The organism is Wolbachia endosymbiont (group A) of Andrena helvola (assembly GCF_964028415.1).
Lineage (GTDB): Bacteria > Pseudomonadota > Alphaproteobacteria > Rickettsiales > Anaplasmataceae > Wolbachia > Wolbachia pipientis.
Genome location: NZ_OZ034779.1, coordinates 192,303 through 207,601 on the forward strand (window position 1 = coordinate 192,303; position 15,299 = coordinate 207,601).

The 15,299-nt window shown below is 34.6% G+C and carries 15 protein-coding genes and 2 pseudogenes; 10 read left to right on the top strand and 7 right to left on the bottom strand.

Annotated features, from left to right (window positions below):
• Positions 1-52: 52 nt before the first annotated feature.
• A complete protein-coding gene (locus ABWU73_RS01055; RefSeq protein ID WP_022626382.1) occupies positions 53-400 on the top strand; it encodes an IS630 transposase-related protein in 348 nt (115 codons plus the stop codon).
• 167 nt (positions 401-567) lie between these two features.
• Positions 568-903, top strand: coding sequence for a transposase (locus ABWU73_RS01060; RefSeq protein ID WP_049973597.1), 336 nt, complete (start codon positions 568-570; stop codon positions 901-903).
• A 416-nt stretch (positions 904-1,319) separates the two neighbouring features.
• Here the strand turns inward: ABWU73_RS01060 and ubiB are convergent, their stop codons facing one another.
• Together ubiB and ABWU73_RS01070 are read right to left on the bottom strand one after the other, a co-directional pair.
• Entirely contained in the window at positions 1,320-2,750 is a 1,431-nt protein-coding gene (ubiB, locus tag ABWU73_RS01065; protein WP_070356945.1) for a 2-polyprenylphenol 6-hydroxylase, read from the bottom strand.
• Positions 2,747-3,487, bottom strand: coding sequence for a metal ABC transporter ATP-binding protein (locus ABWU73_RS01070; protein WP_038199232.1), 741 nt, complete (start codon positions 3,485-3,487; stop codon positions 2,747-2,749). The genes ubiB and ABWU73_RS01070 overlap by 4 nt, the downstream gene beginning before the upstream one ends.
• Between ABWU73_RS01070 and ABWU73_RS01075 the strand changes: the two genes are divergently transcribed.
• Positions 3,479-4,360 carry a zinc ABC transporter substrate-binding protein gene (locus tag ABWU73_RS01075; RefSeq protein ID WP_264329442.1) on the top strand — a complete coding sequence of 294 codons (882 nt, stop codon included), beginning with the start codon at positions 3,479-3,481 and terminating at the stop codon, positions 4,358-4,360. The genes ABWU73_RS01070 and ABWU73_RS01075 overlap by 9 nt on opposite strands.
• Before the next feature lie 232 nt (positions 4,361-4,592).
• Here the strand turns inward: ABWU73_RS01075 and ABWU73_RS01080 are convergent, their stop codons facing one another.
• Complete coding sequence (locus ABWU73_RS01080) at positions 4,593-5,066, bottom strand: transposase (RefSeq protein ID WP_250296353.1); 474 nt, start codon at positions 5,064-5,066, stop codon at positions 4,593-4,595.
• 49 nt (positions 5,067-5,115) lie between these two features.
• Complete coding sequence (locus ABWU73_RS01085) at positions 5,116-5,526, bottom strand: transposase (protein ID WP_151807722.1); 411 nt, start codon at positions 5,524-5,526, stop codon at positions 5,116-5,118.
• Between ABWU73_RS01085 and ABWU73_RS01090 the strand changes: the two genes are divergently transcribed.
• Entirely contained in the window at positions 5,518-5,646 is a 129-nt protein-coding gene (locus tag ABWU73_RS01090; protein ID WP_353285494.1) for a hypothetical protein, read from the top strand. The genes ABWU73_RS01085 and ABWU73_RS01090 overlap by 9 nt on opposite strands.
• A gap of 207 nt (positions 5,647-5,853) precedes the next feature.
• On the opposite strand, the pseudogene ABWU73_RS01095 reads toward ABWU73_RS01090, so the two are convergent.
• The 3 genes and pseudogenes from ABWU73_RS01095 to rpmG form a co-directional block, all read right to left on the bottom strand.
• Positions 5,854-7,078, bottom strand: a pseudogene (locus tag ABWU73_RS01095) (IS4 family transposase).
• Positions 7,079-7,252: 174 nt separating this feature from the next.
• A complete protein-coding gene (locus ABWU73_RS01100) occupies positions 7,253-7,528 on the bottom strand; it encodes a helix-turn-helix domain-containing protein (protein ID WP_264329441.1) in 276 nt (91 codons plus the stop codon).
• Positions 7,529-7,553: 25 nt separating this feature from the next.
• Complete coding sequence (gene rpmG, locus ABWU73_RS01105; RefSeq protein WP_010082633.1) at positions 7,554-7,754, bottom strand: 50S ribosomal protein L33; 201 nt, start codon at positions 7,752-7,754, stop codon at positions 7,554-7,556.
• 149 nt (positions 7,755-7,903) lie between these two features.
• Between rpmG and ABWU73_RS01110 the strand changes: the two genes are divergently transcribed.
• The 6 genes and pseudogenes from ABWU73_RS01110 to ABWU73_RS01135 all read left to right on the top strand — a co-directional run bounded on the left by ABWU73_RS01110 (position 7,904) and on the right by ABWU73_RS01135 (position 15,298).
• Complete coding sequence (locus ABWU73_RS01110; RefSeq protein WP_264329440.1) at positions 7,904-9,667, top strand: ribonuclease E/G; 1,764 nt, start codon at positions 7,904-7,906, stop codon at positions 9,665-9,667.
• A gap of 86 nt (positions 9,668-9,753) precedes the next feature.
• Positions 9,754-11,676 (top strand): molecular chaperone DnaK, encoded by a 1,923-nt coding sequence (dnaK, locus tag ABWU73_RS01115; RefSeq protein WP_264329439.1) that lies wholly within the window; start codon positions 9,754-9,756, stop codon positions 11,674-11,676.
• A 79-nt stretch (positions 11,677-11,755) separates the two neighbouring features.
• The gene (locus ABWU73_RS01120; protein ID WP_010962929.1) at positions 11,756-12,040 is read left to right on the top strand and encodes a BolA family protein; all 285 of its coding nucleotides are present in this window, start codon (positions 11,756-11,758) and stop codon (positions 12,038-12,040) included.
• Between the two features lie 7 nt (positions 12,041-12,047).
• Positions 12,048-13,281 (top strand): annotated as a pseudogene (gene metC / locus ABWU73_RS01125) (cystathionine beta-lyase).
• Positions 13,256-14,803, top strand: coding sequence for a UDP-N-acetylmuramoyl-L-alanyl-D-glutamate--2,6-diaminopimelate ligase (locus tag ABWU73_RS01130; protein WP_264329829.1), 1,548 nt, complete (start codon positions 13,256-13,258; stop codon positions 14,801-14,803). The pseudogene metC and the gene ABWU73_RS01130 overlap by 26 nt, the downstream one beginning before the upstream one ends.
• Before the next feature lie 165 nt (positions 14,804-14,968).
• Positions 14,969-15,298 (top strand): transposase, encoded by a 330-nt coding sequence (locus ABWU73_RS01135; protein ID WP_264329437.1) that lies wholly within the window; start codon positions 14,969-14,971, stop codon positions 15,296-15,298.
• Position 15,299 lies beyond the last annotated feature (1 nt).

The window sequence follows — 15,299 nt, forward strand, 5'->3', positions numbered from 1 at the left end:
TTCAAAAGCGAATGATAAAGGTATAATATGTTTTTTTAAAGTAGGGAAAGCGATGGTATATAGTGTAGATTTAAGGGAAAAAGCAGTGTCTTTGGTAGAAAAAGGAAAGTCAAAGGTTGAAGTTGCAGAGGTTTTTGAGATAGGGATAGCAACACTATATAGATGGCTAAAAAAGAAAGCTACTGGCCAAGGTCTCAAAGCGGTAAAAAGTACTGGTTTTATTCGAAAAATAGATCCAGAAATACTCAAAGAATATGTCAAAAAACACCCAGATCACACACTAGCAGAAATGAAACAAAACCTTGGCTTTGGGATAAGTGCAATTTGGTATAGATTAAGACAGCTAAAAATAACCTTTAAAAAAAGTCACATTCTATCAAGAGCGCAATCAAGAAGATAGGCAGCAATTTATCGATAAAGTCTCAAAAATAGACCACTGTAGCATTTTATATATAGATGAAGCAGGAGTTGATAATAGACTATACCGAGAATATGCACGAGCTCCAAGAGGAGAAAAAATATATGCTGATGTTCCAGGAAAAAAGCGGGAAAGAGTGAGTATAATAGGTGGATGAGAAGTTTATTGCACCAATGACCTTCACAGGAGGGTGTAATAAAGATATATTTAATGTATGGTTAGAGCGAAGATTACTTCCACAATTACAGCGTGATACAACCATAGTTATGGATAATGCTACATTCCATAAAACTCCCAAAACAAAGTCATTAATAGAGTCTTTTGGCTGTCATTTGCTTTATCTTCCAACATATTCACCTGATCTAAATCCGATAGAGCATTGTTGGCACACCATCAAAAGTTGCCTCAGACCTCTAATGCATCAATGTACAGACTTACACCTTTTAGTTGGTAATACCATTTTAGACGTTTATCATTCGTTTTAGAAAATACTATAGTTGAAATAGCGCAGTTACTCACCCCATAAATTTGGTGCTCTCTTTCAATCAAAGGTGTCTTGCTGCTTGAAATGTTTTCTTTGTAAAAATTTGGCTTATCTTTATATCATCTCATTCAAACAGCATTAACATAACTTATGCCTTTTTTGGATGTAGAAATTTTCTAGGAATTGTTTTTTTGAATTCTATGGTATTTTGTTTAACATTGAAACAAGAGGCCAGTGTCACGCACTGGCATGACACCCATTTGTTCCTATAGTTGTCTTTTCTCGTCTACCTTATTTTGCCACTCTGCTGAACAGATACATAAAGAAAGTGGAAAATTGGACATTCTCAACTCGGCTCCTGCAGATTAAAAATTAAGTTGAATAAAAATTGGATTTGACGCAGTTTTTTCCCATAGTTTAAGAAATTAAAAGTTTAACGATTAGAATTATAATTACAAACCACAATAAAAAATAGACTTTTCCATTTGATTTATTTTTAATTTGGATGTTTTCTAATTTTTTATCAGCTATTAGGTTTAATTTTTCTATAAGGCTAAATATCCCTTGGATTGTTTTTACAGGATAAGAACTTCTAATTTTTTCCCTATACCCTATTTTATTTTCATGTTGACTGCTTATCCACGCTTCAACTACTTTCCACATATTGATTTCTGAGTAGATCTTTCTACATGTCCCTTCCAGTAAAATCATAGTTTTCTGCAGCAATAACAATTGTGTTTGAACTTTCATATCAAAATCACCAGTTATTTTTAATAGCTGAGCAAGTAAACTAGCAAATGAAATCTTCTGTATAGGCTGCCCAATAATGGGTTCACCTATTGCCCTGCAAGCTGTGACAAAATTTCTATGCTGTGATGAAACATAACCAGCCCTAAAGTGCATTTTTGCAACGTGATCATAATCCCGATTTAAAAAGCCTTTGAGTATCTCTATAACGTAATAGCATGTCTCACGATCTATTCTACCCATGATTCCACAATCCAGGGCAATAATATTGTTATTACTATCAACCATTAGATTTCCAGGATGCATATCAGCATGAAAAAAACAATCCCTGTATACTTGATTGCAAAACGATTCTATAAGATTGATAGCTATTTGCTTACGATTATTCAGTTTTTCAACTTCGTATATTGGCGTTGCTTCTATCCATTCTAATGTTAAAACCTTTTTCGAAGTTCTATTCCAATCTATTTCAGGTACGTAAAAACCTCTGTCATTTTTTGTGTTTTCCTTTAGTTCCGAAGAGTGAGCAGCTTCAAAACGTAGATCTAACTCTAATCGGCAAATTTCAGCAAAAGTTTTGACTAATTCAATTGGCCTCAGCCTTTTTGATTGTTCGCTAAATTTTTCTGCAATTTCTGCAAGCCAAGAAAGCATTTTTATATCCCTTGAGAATGTTTTCTCAATATTTGGCCTTAAAACCTTCACAGCAACTTCCTTACCCTCAGTTGTAACCGCTCTATGCACCTGAGAAATCGATGCTGCTGCAATTGGCTTTTCAGAAAAGCTTGAAAAAATGTCGCTCAATTTACAATTAAACTCACTTTCTATAGTTTTAACTGCTATTTTATGTGAAAATGATGGCAATCTATCACATATCAATAACAAGTTATTTGTTATATCCTCATTTAAAACATCAGTACGTGATGAGATAGACTGCCCAAACTTAATGAACACCGGACCTAATTTTTCAAGAGCACACTTTAGCTTGTGGCCTTGTATTTTATTTATTGATTTTTTTGATGGTGGAAGTAAATAAGGTAATATATTGTAACGCGTCAGCACCGTAGTTATGTGCAGAAGACGCAAAATATTTTGAATCATTTCGCTGCGTAACTGCTAAATATTTCATTTAGGGTTCTATTTTTCATAATCTCATCAGGCTTGCCTTGGCAATAGATAGTATTATTTATACAAATTATGTAATCTGAGGATGGTAGAGCAGAGTTAAGATCATGAGAAGTCATAAGAATCGATACCAATCGTTTTTTTGCTATTTTATTTATAATATCATAAAATTTAGCCCGCGCGTTAATATCCATTGCACTAACTGGTTCATCTAGAATGATCAAGTCAGGCTCTGCAATTAAACAACGTGCAAGCAGTAATAATTGTGTTTGCCCTGCAGAAATTTCTAACACTTGATTTTTCAAAATGTTACCGATACCAGCCAACTCTATCGTTTCTGTAATAATGGATTGATTTTTCTTTAGTCTTTTCAAGGAGCTATTTAAAAGAAAATATTCAACTGTTATTGGCATCAAATTACTAATACTAAAATTTTGCGGCATGTAGCTAATTTTTGTGTTCTCAGCTAACACAATATTTCCAGTATAATTTTTATTTATACCAGCAATTGCTTTCACTAAAGAGGTTTTACCTCCACCATTTGGACCAAGTATTGTAATTATGTCTCCTCTTTCCATGAACATATTGATATTGTCAAGGATTCTTTTACCATCATATGCGAGAGCAAGATTTTCTATTTTTAGAACACGATTATTGACATTATTCAATTTATTGACAAAATTTAACTTCTTCTCAACGTTTATATGAGACATTTACTGGCTTTTTTTCTATTACTTTCACTTACACTATACTATAATATTGCCTTTTCATCCAATTTAAAAGTTGTAGCTACAATCAAACCTATCCACTCACTTGTAGCTTCTGTTACAGAAGGGATTTTAGAACCGGAATTGCTTGGCTATGCAACATCTGCACATAATTATATATTAAAGCCATCTGATGCGAGTAATTTAGAATCAAGTGATGTTATATTTTATGTTGACGATAACTTAGAGACGTTTGTTCAAACTTTCGCCAAAAATAATAAAGAACTAGTGCAATTGTCAAAGGCAATCAACCTACTTCCTACTCGGCCACATTCATTTTCTAGAAAAATCACTCACATTCAAGATGAAAAAGATTTACACATGTGGCTGAGTCCCGAAAATGCAAAGAGCATGATACTTTCTATAAGTGCAACATTGTCTGACATAGATAAAGGAAATTCCCATCGATACAGTTCTAATGCAACAAAAGCTATAAAAAAAATAGACCAAGAAGTAAAAGAAATCATGAAAGAACTGAATGATTTTAAAAATCAAAAATACATCGTTACTCATGATGCTTATCAATATTTTGAAAAATATTTCGGTCTAAATCATCCAAGCGCTATTCTTTCCATAGAAGAGGATTCTTACATAGGTATGAAGAGTTTAATGAAGCTAAAAAAGATAATGAAGGAAGAAAACGTTAAATGTATATTTGCTCATTCACAGGAAGATAGCATAAAGCCTAACGCCCTTTCTAATGACGCAAAAATGGTAGTTCTTGATCCTATTGGATCAGACATAGAGCCTGGAAAAGATGCATATCTAGCTATAATCAATAGCATTGCACAAAATTTTCAGTCTTGTTTTGTTGAGTAATAAGTTCCCTTTTAGCTTACTGTTTTATTGTTCTACAAATCAAGAAGAAGTGAGTTTACAACAAATGGTGTCATTCCAGTCTGGAATCCAGCTTTTTCATAATCATCAAAACGTTGTATTTTAACATAAAATGGCTGCTTTTATGCTTACTAACTTAATAAAATTCCTGGATCCCAGTGGGCTTTGTTGCATCACACTTTATGAGATGGTGATTTATGGTAAATTCATGTAACTATCTCAAATTTAGCCATACCAATATCAGTGAATTTATTAAGCAAATAGCATTTAGTTCTTTTTCTCGATTTATCTCAGATTTATTCCTAAAACTAAATCCGAATATTTGCTTTAATCTTGAGAAAAACCCTTCAATATAAGATCTTTTCCCATAATTTACTTCTTTTTTCCATTCTTTCATGCCATCTTCACCGTATAATTTTATTAACCTAATAGCAGCATTCCTGTCAGACATATAATCTATTTCTGGATGTTCTGCCGCATTGTTTATTGGTGGAATTTTTGTCTTTATATCATATTCGTTACACAACTTATAAAACTTGTGCCTATCACATGCTCTATCTGCATATAGTGCTTTTATGGCATGCTGAAAATCAACTTCTTTTAGCAAATCACAAGCTCCATAGTGATCAGAGTAGACACCGTTACTGTATTTTACAGCTATGGCTTTTTTGTTGTTTATATTCAACATTACGTGCAATTTTCTCGTTTGCTCATAGCCACGATATTTTCTGTCAGTGCTATTTTCCTTGCTGTGTGTTGTTGTATATACTAATTCCTGTACTGTCTATAGCAATTTCGATATCTTCCATATTATTTTTATCAATTCTGCAATCATTTATCTTAATATTAAGTTTCTTAAACCTTCTTGATGCTTGTGAATAGCTGATAACTGCCAAATCTCTTCCTATTTGTTGCAAATACCCTTTTATAAACCCGACTGTTTGTCTTAAACCAATTCTAAAGAAACTGACGATTATATGCACCAAAATCACAACTTTATCACTATAAATATAGTTGCCGCCCTGCATTTTTGGACAATTCTCGTACCAATTTTCTATGGCGTCATTGATATAACAAAAAATGCTTCCTCTTTCTTGGAGAAATTTGTTATATTCATGGCAGTTACTGACTCTCATTTTTTGTGGCATATTTTTTCTTCAACAGTTAAATGGCTATTTATAATGAATTTTGTCAGTAACTGCCAGTTCTTTTCACTTGAGCGATGCAACAAAGCCATCCCAGTGTCACGCACTGGGATGACATCGTAGGGGTGCTGGCCTGATAACCGTCATCCCGCTACTTGTTAGCGGGATCTAGAGATACCGCGAATGAATCGCGGTATGACGGTTCGCGGCGGCATGACGATAAGGTTTATACCTTGTCATCCCAGTGCTTGACACCGAGATTGATTTATCTTGTCTACCTTATTTTGCCACTCCGCTGAACGGACAATGGCGTCAACTCAAGAGCCTTCATTAGCAAACTCTCCTAAAGACATGATGGCGTTTGGGCTTATCTACCTTATCGCGGCTATACAATCGTCCTGGTCGGATTTTAACTTTAGCGCGTATACTTAAAAAGGGCTTGAAAGTTTTTTGGCGCAATAAGTACCTGATAGAGTTTCTGCCTCATTACACCAAATAAAACTGAAAAATTTAAACGATACTCAGCAATTTGATCTGGATTCCAAGGCCCTTGTGCATCACACATATGAAGCGACAATATATTACACATGACTAAGTTTGCCCAAAATTCTTGTAATACAGCCTCTAAATTTACGCCAGAAAAATTCTCTAATTCTGCACCTATTTTGAGTCGTTTATAGCACTCCTCTATATGCCACCTTAACACATAAGCTTTGCTGATATCTTCCAAAGTAAATTTTACTCGGTCAAAAAGTGAAGTAATCAATACCTCTGTTTCTCCGTTGGCTAATGTCAGCACTATAACTCTTACTTTCTGTCCTTTCATTTTATTTTTTAGCTTTTCATTTTCTAATATAAAATCGAAATCTAATTCGCCAGATGCAATTCGTTCCCATAGCTTGCTATAATTTCTTTTTTGCAAGCGAAAAATAAAATCTACTTCCAAATCATAATGCTGCTGAATGAATTTTACTGAAGACGATCATAGATAAATAATAATTTCTCTTGATTTAATAAACGCATTTGAGTGATAACTTCGGGTAATTGCTCTTCCGCCAACGTTTGTTCACCTATATTCCAAGCCGCAAGACGAGCACTACAAATCAGCGAAGTACACAAATCAACAAACAAAGAAACTCTTGCCAATGGTGGCATTGTGCCTGTTGTTCCATTTGGTTTAAAGCGGCCAAACTCGGATACAATTTCCTCAGAGCTGGGTAATCTCATACCAGAACCATCTGCTGCAATAAGTCTATAGCCTCTCCAACTCAGGTTCATCCTGATAGGCTGTTTGGATGCTTAAATTCTTGAAAGCCTGTATGGCAAATCTTATACCTTGCTTTAGAAAAAGCTTGCTTTGAGGGTACATGTCAATGGCTCCATAAGTTCACATTCTATTCCCAAACTTTTTTTAACTAACTTTAAAATCATAGAAAATACTGTCGAAAAAGGAAGTTTTCTTGTTCGTGTAAAACTCAACACAATGGATTCTCTGAAAAGCTTTCGAGTATATTATATTTTTAATTTGTAGAATAAAATTTTTTCCTTTTTGCATGTTTCACCTAAAAAGGACACATTTTAAACTTCTTTGTTGAAATAAAATAGAAACAAAAGTGCTGTTTCCTGCGGCTTCTGGATAATTTAATGGTAAAAGTTTTAGAGAGAAATTTTATACACTATCGCTGATATTTTTCCTTAAGTTGACGCCATTGGCTGAACGGATACCATATTATGCAGGTTTAGAATTATGCTTTATTCTTACGTTTATGTCTTGGCCCAATACAATCAATAAGTTAAGCAAGTATTCTAAGGAGAACCCTTCGATTTTTGACCTATTGATTTGAGATACTTTAGGTTGATCAATCTTTAGAGCGTTTGCTGCTTTTTTCTGTGTTGTGTACTTCTTACTTATTAATTGTGCAATGACCTTTATTAATTTCAGTTTTGTATCTTCCACATCCCCCAACTCTACTATTATAGGATAACTTAATTGTAAATTTTGCATAATAATAAAATTCCTTATAAAAAAATTACTTTAGTTTTTCTTCTTTAAATAACACATGCCTTCTGACTACTGGGTCATACTTCCTAAACTCCAGTTTTTTGGTGAGCTTTTTTGGATTACGCTTTTTTACATAAAAATAGCCAGTTGATTTTTCTTCACCAGTTTTTGTTATCTTGATTGCAGTGCTGACTAACTTAACGAGCAAAGAAGCATTTTTTTTCGCCATACTTATAATGATATAATAAATTCTATGCGAGTTTATTACGCAAAATACTAAAAGTCAATCGAATAATGCAGATTGCAAAATCCTTGACAATCAACAGTGCATTAAGTAGCATAAAGTTAACTTCAGAATAAAAAGCAAACGGTAAATAAGTGACAAATAGTGGTAAAAGGGTATTATTGATAGAAAATTCTATCTGTTCTAATGAGGTAAGAGTTGCCTTGTCAATTAATAACAAGGTTGTAGAATTTGAACAAGAATTCAAGGAAAAAAAACAATTAAGAGGTAATATATACGTTGCTTATATAAAGCGTATAGAGCCTTCTTTGCAAGCCGTATTTATTGAATATGGGAAAAATAAGCAAGGTTTTTTGTCTTTTTCCGAGATATCTCTAGATTACTTCAACATTCCAGAAAAAGAAAAGGAAACTATCTTTGAGGGCTACTCAAATGACGATTGTATAGAAGAAGCCTCAGCAAATGTTTCTTCAGATTCTGCAGCTAGTAAGAATGTCAACGAATCAGGTAGTGGTTTTGTAAGAGAGGTACCTTTATATAAAAAATACAAATTACAAGATGTTATTTCAGTAAATCAAAAAGTATTGGTTCAGCTAACTAAAGAGGAACGAGGCAATAAAGGAGCTTCATTTACAACATACATAACTTTAGTGGGTAGATACTGTGTTTTCATGCCAAATTCCATGAGTAAAGGTGGAGTGTCTCGCAGAATTGAAGATGCTAATGTCAGAAAGCAGTTAAAGGAGATACTGAGTTCAATAAACTTGCCAAAAAGATCAGGTTTAATAGTAAGAACTGTTGGTTCAGGAAAAAATAAGAAAGAAATTGAGCAGGATTACAATTACTTATCCTCATTATGGCAGAGCATTCAAAAAAATGCCTTCTCTGTAAACGTTCCATCATTAATTTACAATGAAGCAGATGTAATTATGAGATCTGTTCGTGATTTTTGTAGCGATGGTATAGAAGTTATAGTGTCTGGAAAGGAAGCTTTTGAGGCAGTTAGGCAATATGCTAACAATGCACTAAAAGGTAGTAAGTTGCGCTATAGATTGTATAGAGGTTATGCTCCGATCTTTACTTACTACGGAATCGAAGATCAAATTTCTGAGTTATATAGCAATAGAGTAGAATTGCCATCTGGTGGGTCTTTGATAATAACTTTAACTGAGGCGTTTGTTTCAATAGACGTAAATTCAGGAAAGATGACAGGAGAAGATAGCATAGAAGAAACAGCTTATAGAACCAACATGGAAGCAGTACCTGAAATATCAAGACAGGTGAATCTTAGGGGCCTATCAGGATTAATAGTAGTCGATTTTATTGATATGTTGAAATATCAGTATTGCAGAGCTGTTGAGTCTGCTATAAAGCAAGCGTTTAAAGATGATAAAGCTAAAGTTCAATTTAGCTACATAAATGACTTTGGTTTAATGGTATTTTCAAGACAAAGAATTAAACCAAACATACAAGAAATTAATACTACAGAGTGTTTACACTGCAAAGGTACTGGAAGAGTAAAATCAAACGAAGTAATTGTTTCATCAATACTAAGGGATTTACAACATATTGCTAACAAGAATCGAAATAAGTCTTTTGATTTAGTAGCACACAGTGCAGTTATAGCGCACATTTTTAATAACAAACGCAATACAGTTTCTACAATCGAAAAAGAGTTTAATATTACATTGAACGTTAGTATTGATAACAGTTTAGATGTAAATACATTTGTTTTAAAACAAGGAGATGATGTTAATTTAAACGGTTATAAGCCATTACAGAACTCTGGATACCAAATTGGGGATAGCAGCAATGAAGAAGCTGATAATTCAAATAAACTACGAGGCAATTTTTGGCTGACTAAGTGGCTTTCGCGCCTTTTAAGTTCTAATAACTAATTAGAAACCTAAATTGGGCTTGTAATTAATGAGCCCTATACTTATATATTCTTATATCAGATAATATTTACAATGGGGTACTCATCATGGGAAGAGCAATAGGCATAGATCTCGGAACAACAAATTCTTGTGTTGCAATAATGCAGGGCAAAGATACAAAGGTAATAGAGAATAAAGAAGGAGCAAGAACTACTCCATCTATAGTTGCATTTACTTCTTCAGGAGAAAGGTTGATTGGTGCTCCTGCAAAAAGACAAGCAACCACCAATGCAAGTAATACCTTTTTTGCTACTAAGAGATTAATAGGCCGTCAATATAGTGATCCTGAGATGAAAAATCTAAGTGTACCATACAAAGTATTTGCAGCAAAAAGTGGTGATGCATGGGTTAAAACAACTGATAATAAAGAATATTCTCCTAGTCAAATTGGTGCATTTATACTACAAAACATGAAAGAGGCAGCAGAAGCTTATCTTGGAGAGGAAGTAAAAGATGCTGTGATAACAGTGCCAGCATACTTCAACGACTCTCAACGTCAAGCAACAAAAGATGCAGGAAAAATTGCCGGATTAAATGTACTCAGAATAGTAAATGAACCGACTGCTGCAGCACTTGCTTATGGTCTTGATAAGAAACATGGGCACACAATAGTAGTATATGACCTTGGTGGTGGTACATTTGACGTTTCAATACTTGAAATAGGTGATGGAGTTTTCGAAGTGAAAGCAACAAACGGTGATACCCATCTTGGAGGTGAAGACTTTGATAATGGAGTAGTGAGTTATTTACTAGATGAATTCAAGAAAAGTAATGGCATTGATTTGAAAAATGATCCAATGGCTATGCAAAGAATCAAAGAAGCTGCTGAAAAAGCGAAAATTGAATTATCAAGTGCAATGGAAACGGAAATAAATCTACCGTTTATTACAGCTGATGCAAGTGGTCCAAAACACTTAAATATGAAATTAACGAGAGCAAAACTTGAAAGCTTAGTGAATGATTTAATCGAAAGAACTATGGCTCCTTGTAAAAAAGCTCTTGAGGATGCTGGTTTATCTGCTAGTCAAATTGGCGAAGTGGTTCTTGTTGGTGGCATGACTCGTATGCCAAAAGTCATAGAGAAAGTTAAAGAATTCTTTGGCAAAGATCCACATAGAGGAGTTAACCCTGATGAAGTTGTAGCAATTGGAGCTGCAATACAGGCGGGGATCATTCAAGGTGATGTAAGAGATGTGTTACTACTTGATGTGACCCCACTTTCTCTTGGTATTGAAACTCTAGGAGGAGTATTCACTCCACTTATTGAGCGTAATACTACAATTCCTACTAAAAAATCTCAGGTGTTTTCAACTGCAGAAGATAACCAAACAGCTGTTACAATTAAGGTGCATCAGGGTGAAAGAAAACTGGCAGTTGATAATAAGCTACTCGGTCAGTTTAGTTTGGAAGGGATACCTCCTGCTCCGCGCGGAAGGCCACAAATTGAAGTAACATTCGACATAGATGCAAATGGAATAGCGCACGTTTCTGCAAAAGATAAAGCTACTGGAAAAGAGCAAAAAATACGTATTCAGTCTTCAGGTGGTTTATCTGATGATGAAATAAATCGCATGGTAAAAGAAGCTGAAGAAAAAGCGCAAGAAGATGAAAAGCGCAAAAAGTTTATTGAAGTGAAGAATCAAGCGGATAGCTTAGTCCATTCTACAGAAAAGTCTCTGACAGAGTATGGTGATAAAGTTTCACCAGAAGATAAATCTGCTATTGAAAATGCAGTTAACGAATTAAAAGAAGTTAGTAAATCTGATAACATTGATGACGCTGATTCAATACAGCAGAAAGTTACTAATCTTTCTCAATTATCTATGAAACTTGGAGAAGCTATGTATCAAACATCTCAACAAAATAGTGCTGAAAATGGCTTTTCATCAGAAGGAAATCCAAATGATAAAGAGGAAAAAGTAGTAGATTCTGATTATCAAGACATAGATAATAAAGAAGAGAATAAATAATTGTGATCACTTTTCCTGTCATCCGAGTAGCTGACACTGAGATGACAGGAGGAGCATATTGTTGCTTAAAGAAACCATTATGGACATTATTAAGGCAATAGAAGAAAAGATACGCGATTCGATAGATGTAATTGATATCAACATTATCGATGAATCAGCAAAGCATGCTGATCATTATTTTGCTTCATCTTCAACATTACCTTCGCACATTAAATTAATATTAATATCTGACGGCTTTATTGGAATGAGCGTTCTAAAAAGACACAAGTTGATTTATGAGTTATTGAAGGGTGAGATAGAGCTAATACATGCAATTTCTCTTCACTTGTATACGCAAGATGAGTACAATTTAAAAAATAAATAATAAAAATGTGAAGGAAGAGTCTATATTAGTTAAAGCAGGAAGAAAATTTAATGACTATAAAGGTTCCATGAACCCGCCAGTTTATCATTCTTCTACCATATTATTCCCTACTTACAAGGACTACTTAAATGCAGCAAATGGAGAAAGTATATACGATGTAATCAACGATGGTGTTGCAAGGGATTATAGCTACAGTAATGTTGGTACTCCTACTGTTCATTATCTTTCAAATGCACTGGCTGAAATTGAAGGGAGTGGACAAGCGCTTATTTATCCTTCCGGACTATTTGCACTTACTTTTGCTATTCTAACTTTCGCTAAAGCAGGCTCGCACGTTTTAATTCAAGATAATAGTTATTATAGGCTTAGGAGGTTTGCAGAAAATGAGCTACCAAAAAGAGGAACAGAAGTAACTTTTTATGATCCAACACAGGATATAACTGATTTAATTCAGAGTAATACTTCATTGATAATGATCGAGACTCCTGGTTCTGTAACGTTTGAGATTTCGAATATAGAGCATATAGTAAAAGTTGCTAAGGAACATAAAATTGTGACCGTTTGTGACAATTCATGGGCCACTCCTTTGTTATTTAAGCCGCTTGATTATGGAGTTGATGTTGCACTATATGCGGTGACAAAGTATCTAGCCGGTCACTCAGATTTAGTGATGGGAGCTATGGTTGCTGAAGGTGAAACTTTTAAATTGCTTTATGAGAGCTATAAAAATTATGGAGTAACCATTCAATCGCACGACTGCTACCTTACACATAGGGGACTAAGAACACTGCACACACGTATAAAAAGGCACCAAAATACAGCAATGGAAGTGGCAAAGTGGCTAGAAAAACATTTAAAAATCAAAAAAGTTTTGTACCCAGCACTTCCCTCCCATCCTCAACACGAATTATGGAAAAGTTACTTCAAAGGAGCAAGTAGCGTATTCAGTATAATACTGGATAGAGAATATTCATGTGAAGAACTAAGCTGCATGGTTGATCATATGAAAATTTTTAGTATTGGTGCTTCTTGGGGAGGGTGCGACAGTTTGATATTACCAATAGATCGTAGATCTATGTCAAGATCTGTAATGAATTCAGATTATGGTGGAAGTTTCATGCGGATATTTTGTGGACTAGAAGATTCTGAGGATTTGATCTCTGATTTAAATGCTGCACTAGCAAGACTGCCATGTTTGAATATCAAAGCTGGCAGATGAAACTGAGAGAATTACTGCATAACATTATTGATGTTAACTTTGATATTGAAATCAAGGGCGTTACATGTAATCCCAAGAGAGTCAAGGAAGGTTATCTTTTTGTTTGTGTGTCAGAAAGGAGTAAAGAATACGCAACATGCGATACTGGAATCCATATCCTTCCTACTGAATCACAGTGTTACGTACACAACTGTGTAGACGTTGTGATACAAGGGGCCAAGAAAGATGTCATCCCAGTGCTTGACTACTTGGATCCAGAAAATTTAATTGCAAATGAGCACACTAGGCAATTGTATAATAAAAACTGGATTCCAGTGTCACGCACTGGAATGACAGATACTTCGAGCTTTGCAGTGCTTGAACACCCAAACCCTCAAGAAATATACAGCGAAATAGTCAGCAGGTTTTATCAATTCAAACAGCCCAAATATGTTGCTGCTGTAACTGGTACAAATGGTAAAACTTCAGTAGTAGAATTTTGCCGCCAGATCTGGCAAAACTCTGGCTATAATGCTGCGTCTATTGGAACACTTGGAACATGCATCAATAATGGCAGAAAAGGTAATAGCAACAGCCTTACAACTCCAGGTGCAGAAGACCTTTACGCAACATTGCGTGGTATAAGTGTAGAACACTTAGTGTTGGAATCATCAAGTCATGGGATTGATCAATACAGAATCCATGGATTAAAGTTGAGTGCTGCAGCTTTTACTAATTTCTCGCAAGATCATTTAGATTACCATAAAAGTCTTGGTGGATATTTAGAAACTAAAAAAAGGTTATTTTACGAAGTATTACCAGAAGGAAAAACAGCGATTTTAAATGCGGATATAGATGAATACGGCGCATTGCTTAAAATAGCTGAAAAACGCAGTAATAAAGTTGTGACTTATGGAAAAAAAGGCTCTGATATTACTTTATTAGAGCAAACATCAACCCCTAATGGTCAACATCTTACAGTAAAAATTGATAACCAAATTTACAATACATTTTTCCCAGTTTTAGGAAAATTTCAAGCATATAATCTGCTATGTGCAATTGGTATATCTGGATTAAATTACAGAGAAATATGCGTAGAAAAACTCGTTTCTCCACCAGGAAGAATGGAAAAAGTGAAACCTTTTGCATTCGTGGATTACGCTCATACTCCAAGTGCGCTTAAACAAGCCCTATTGTCTTTAAAATGGCATATCAACAAAAAAATAATTCTAGTTTTTGGATGCGGTGGAAATCGCGATCAGACGAAACGTTCAGAAATGGGCAAAATAGCACAAATGTATGCAGATAAAGTAATAATTACAGATGATAATTCGCGTGATGAAGATCCGGCAAAAATTCGCCACGATATTTTGCTACATTGCCCTGATGCACTGGAGATAGGAGGTAGGAGAGAAGCTATAGAGAAAGGCGTAGATATTGCCTATAACGAGGGTATGATTCTGCTAGTTGCAGGAAAGGGAAATGAGAAATTTCAAATTATAGGCAACCAAACTTTTGAATTTAGCGATGTTGAGGTTATTAAAAATCATGCCTTAACATACTGATTTTCGCAATGGGCTTACCTCCGCTAATGTGCGAATATTGAAGCAAAAGTGATGTCATCCCAGTGCTTGACACTGGGATGGCTTTGTTGCATAGCAACTGAAAAAATCTGGTGGCTACTGACAAAATTCATTATAAAATAGCCATTTAACCTTGAAAGAAAAAATATGCCACAAAAAATGAGGGTCAGTAACCATAGCGAATATAACAAATTTCTAGAAAAAAGAGGAAATATTTTTCATTATATCAACGAAGCCATAGAAAAGTGGTACGAGAATGGTCCAAAAATACCAGGTGGCAACAATATTTATAGCGATAAAATTGTAATTTTGGTGCACATAATAACTTGTTTATTTAGAATAGGCCTGAGGCAAACAGTTGGGTTTATAGCAGGATACCTTGAGCAAATTGGGAAAAATTTGCAAGTTATCAGCTATTCACAATCATCAAGAAGGTTTAAGAAACTCAATATTAAGATCAATGATTGCAGAAAATAAT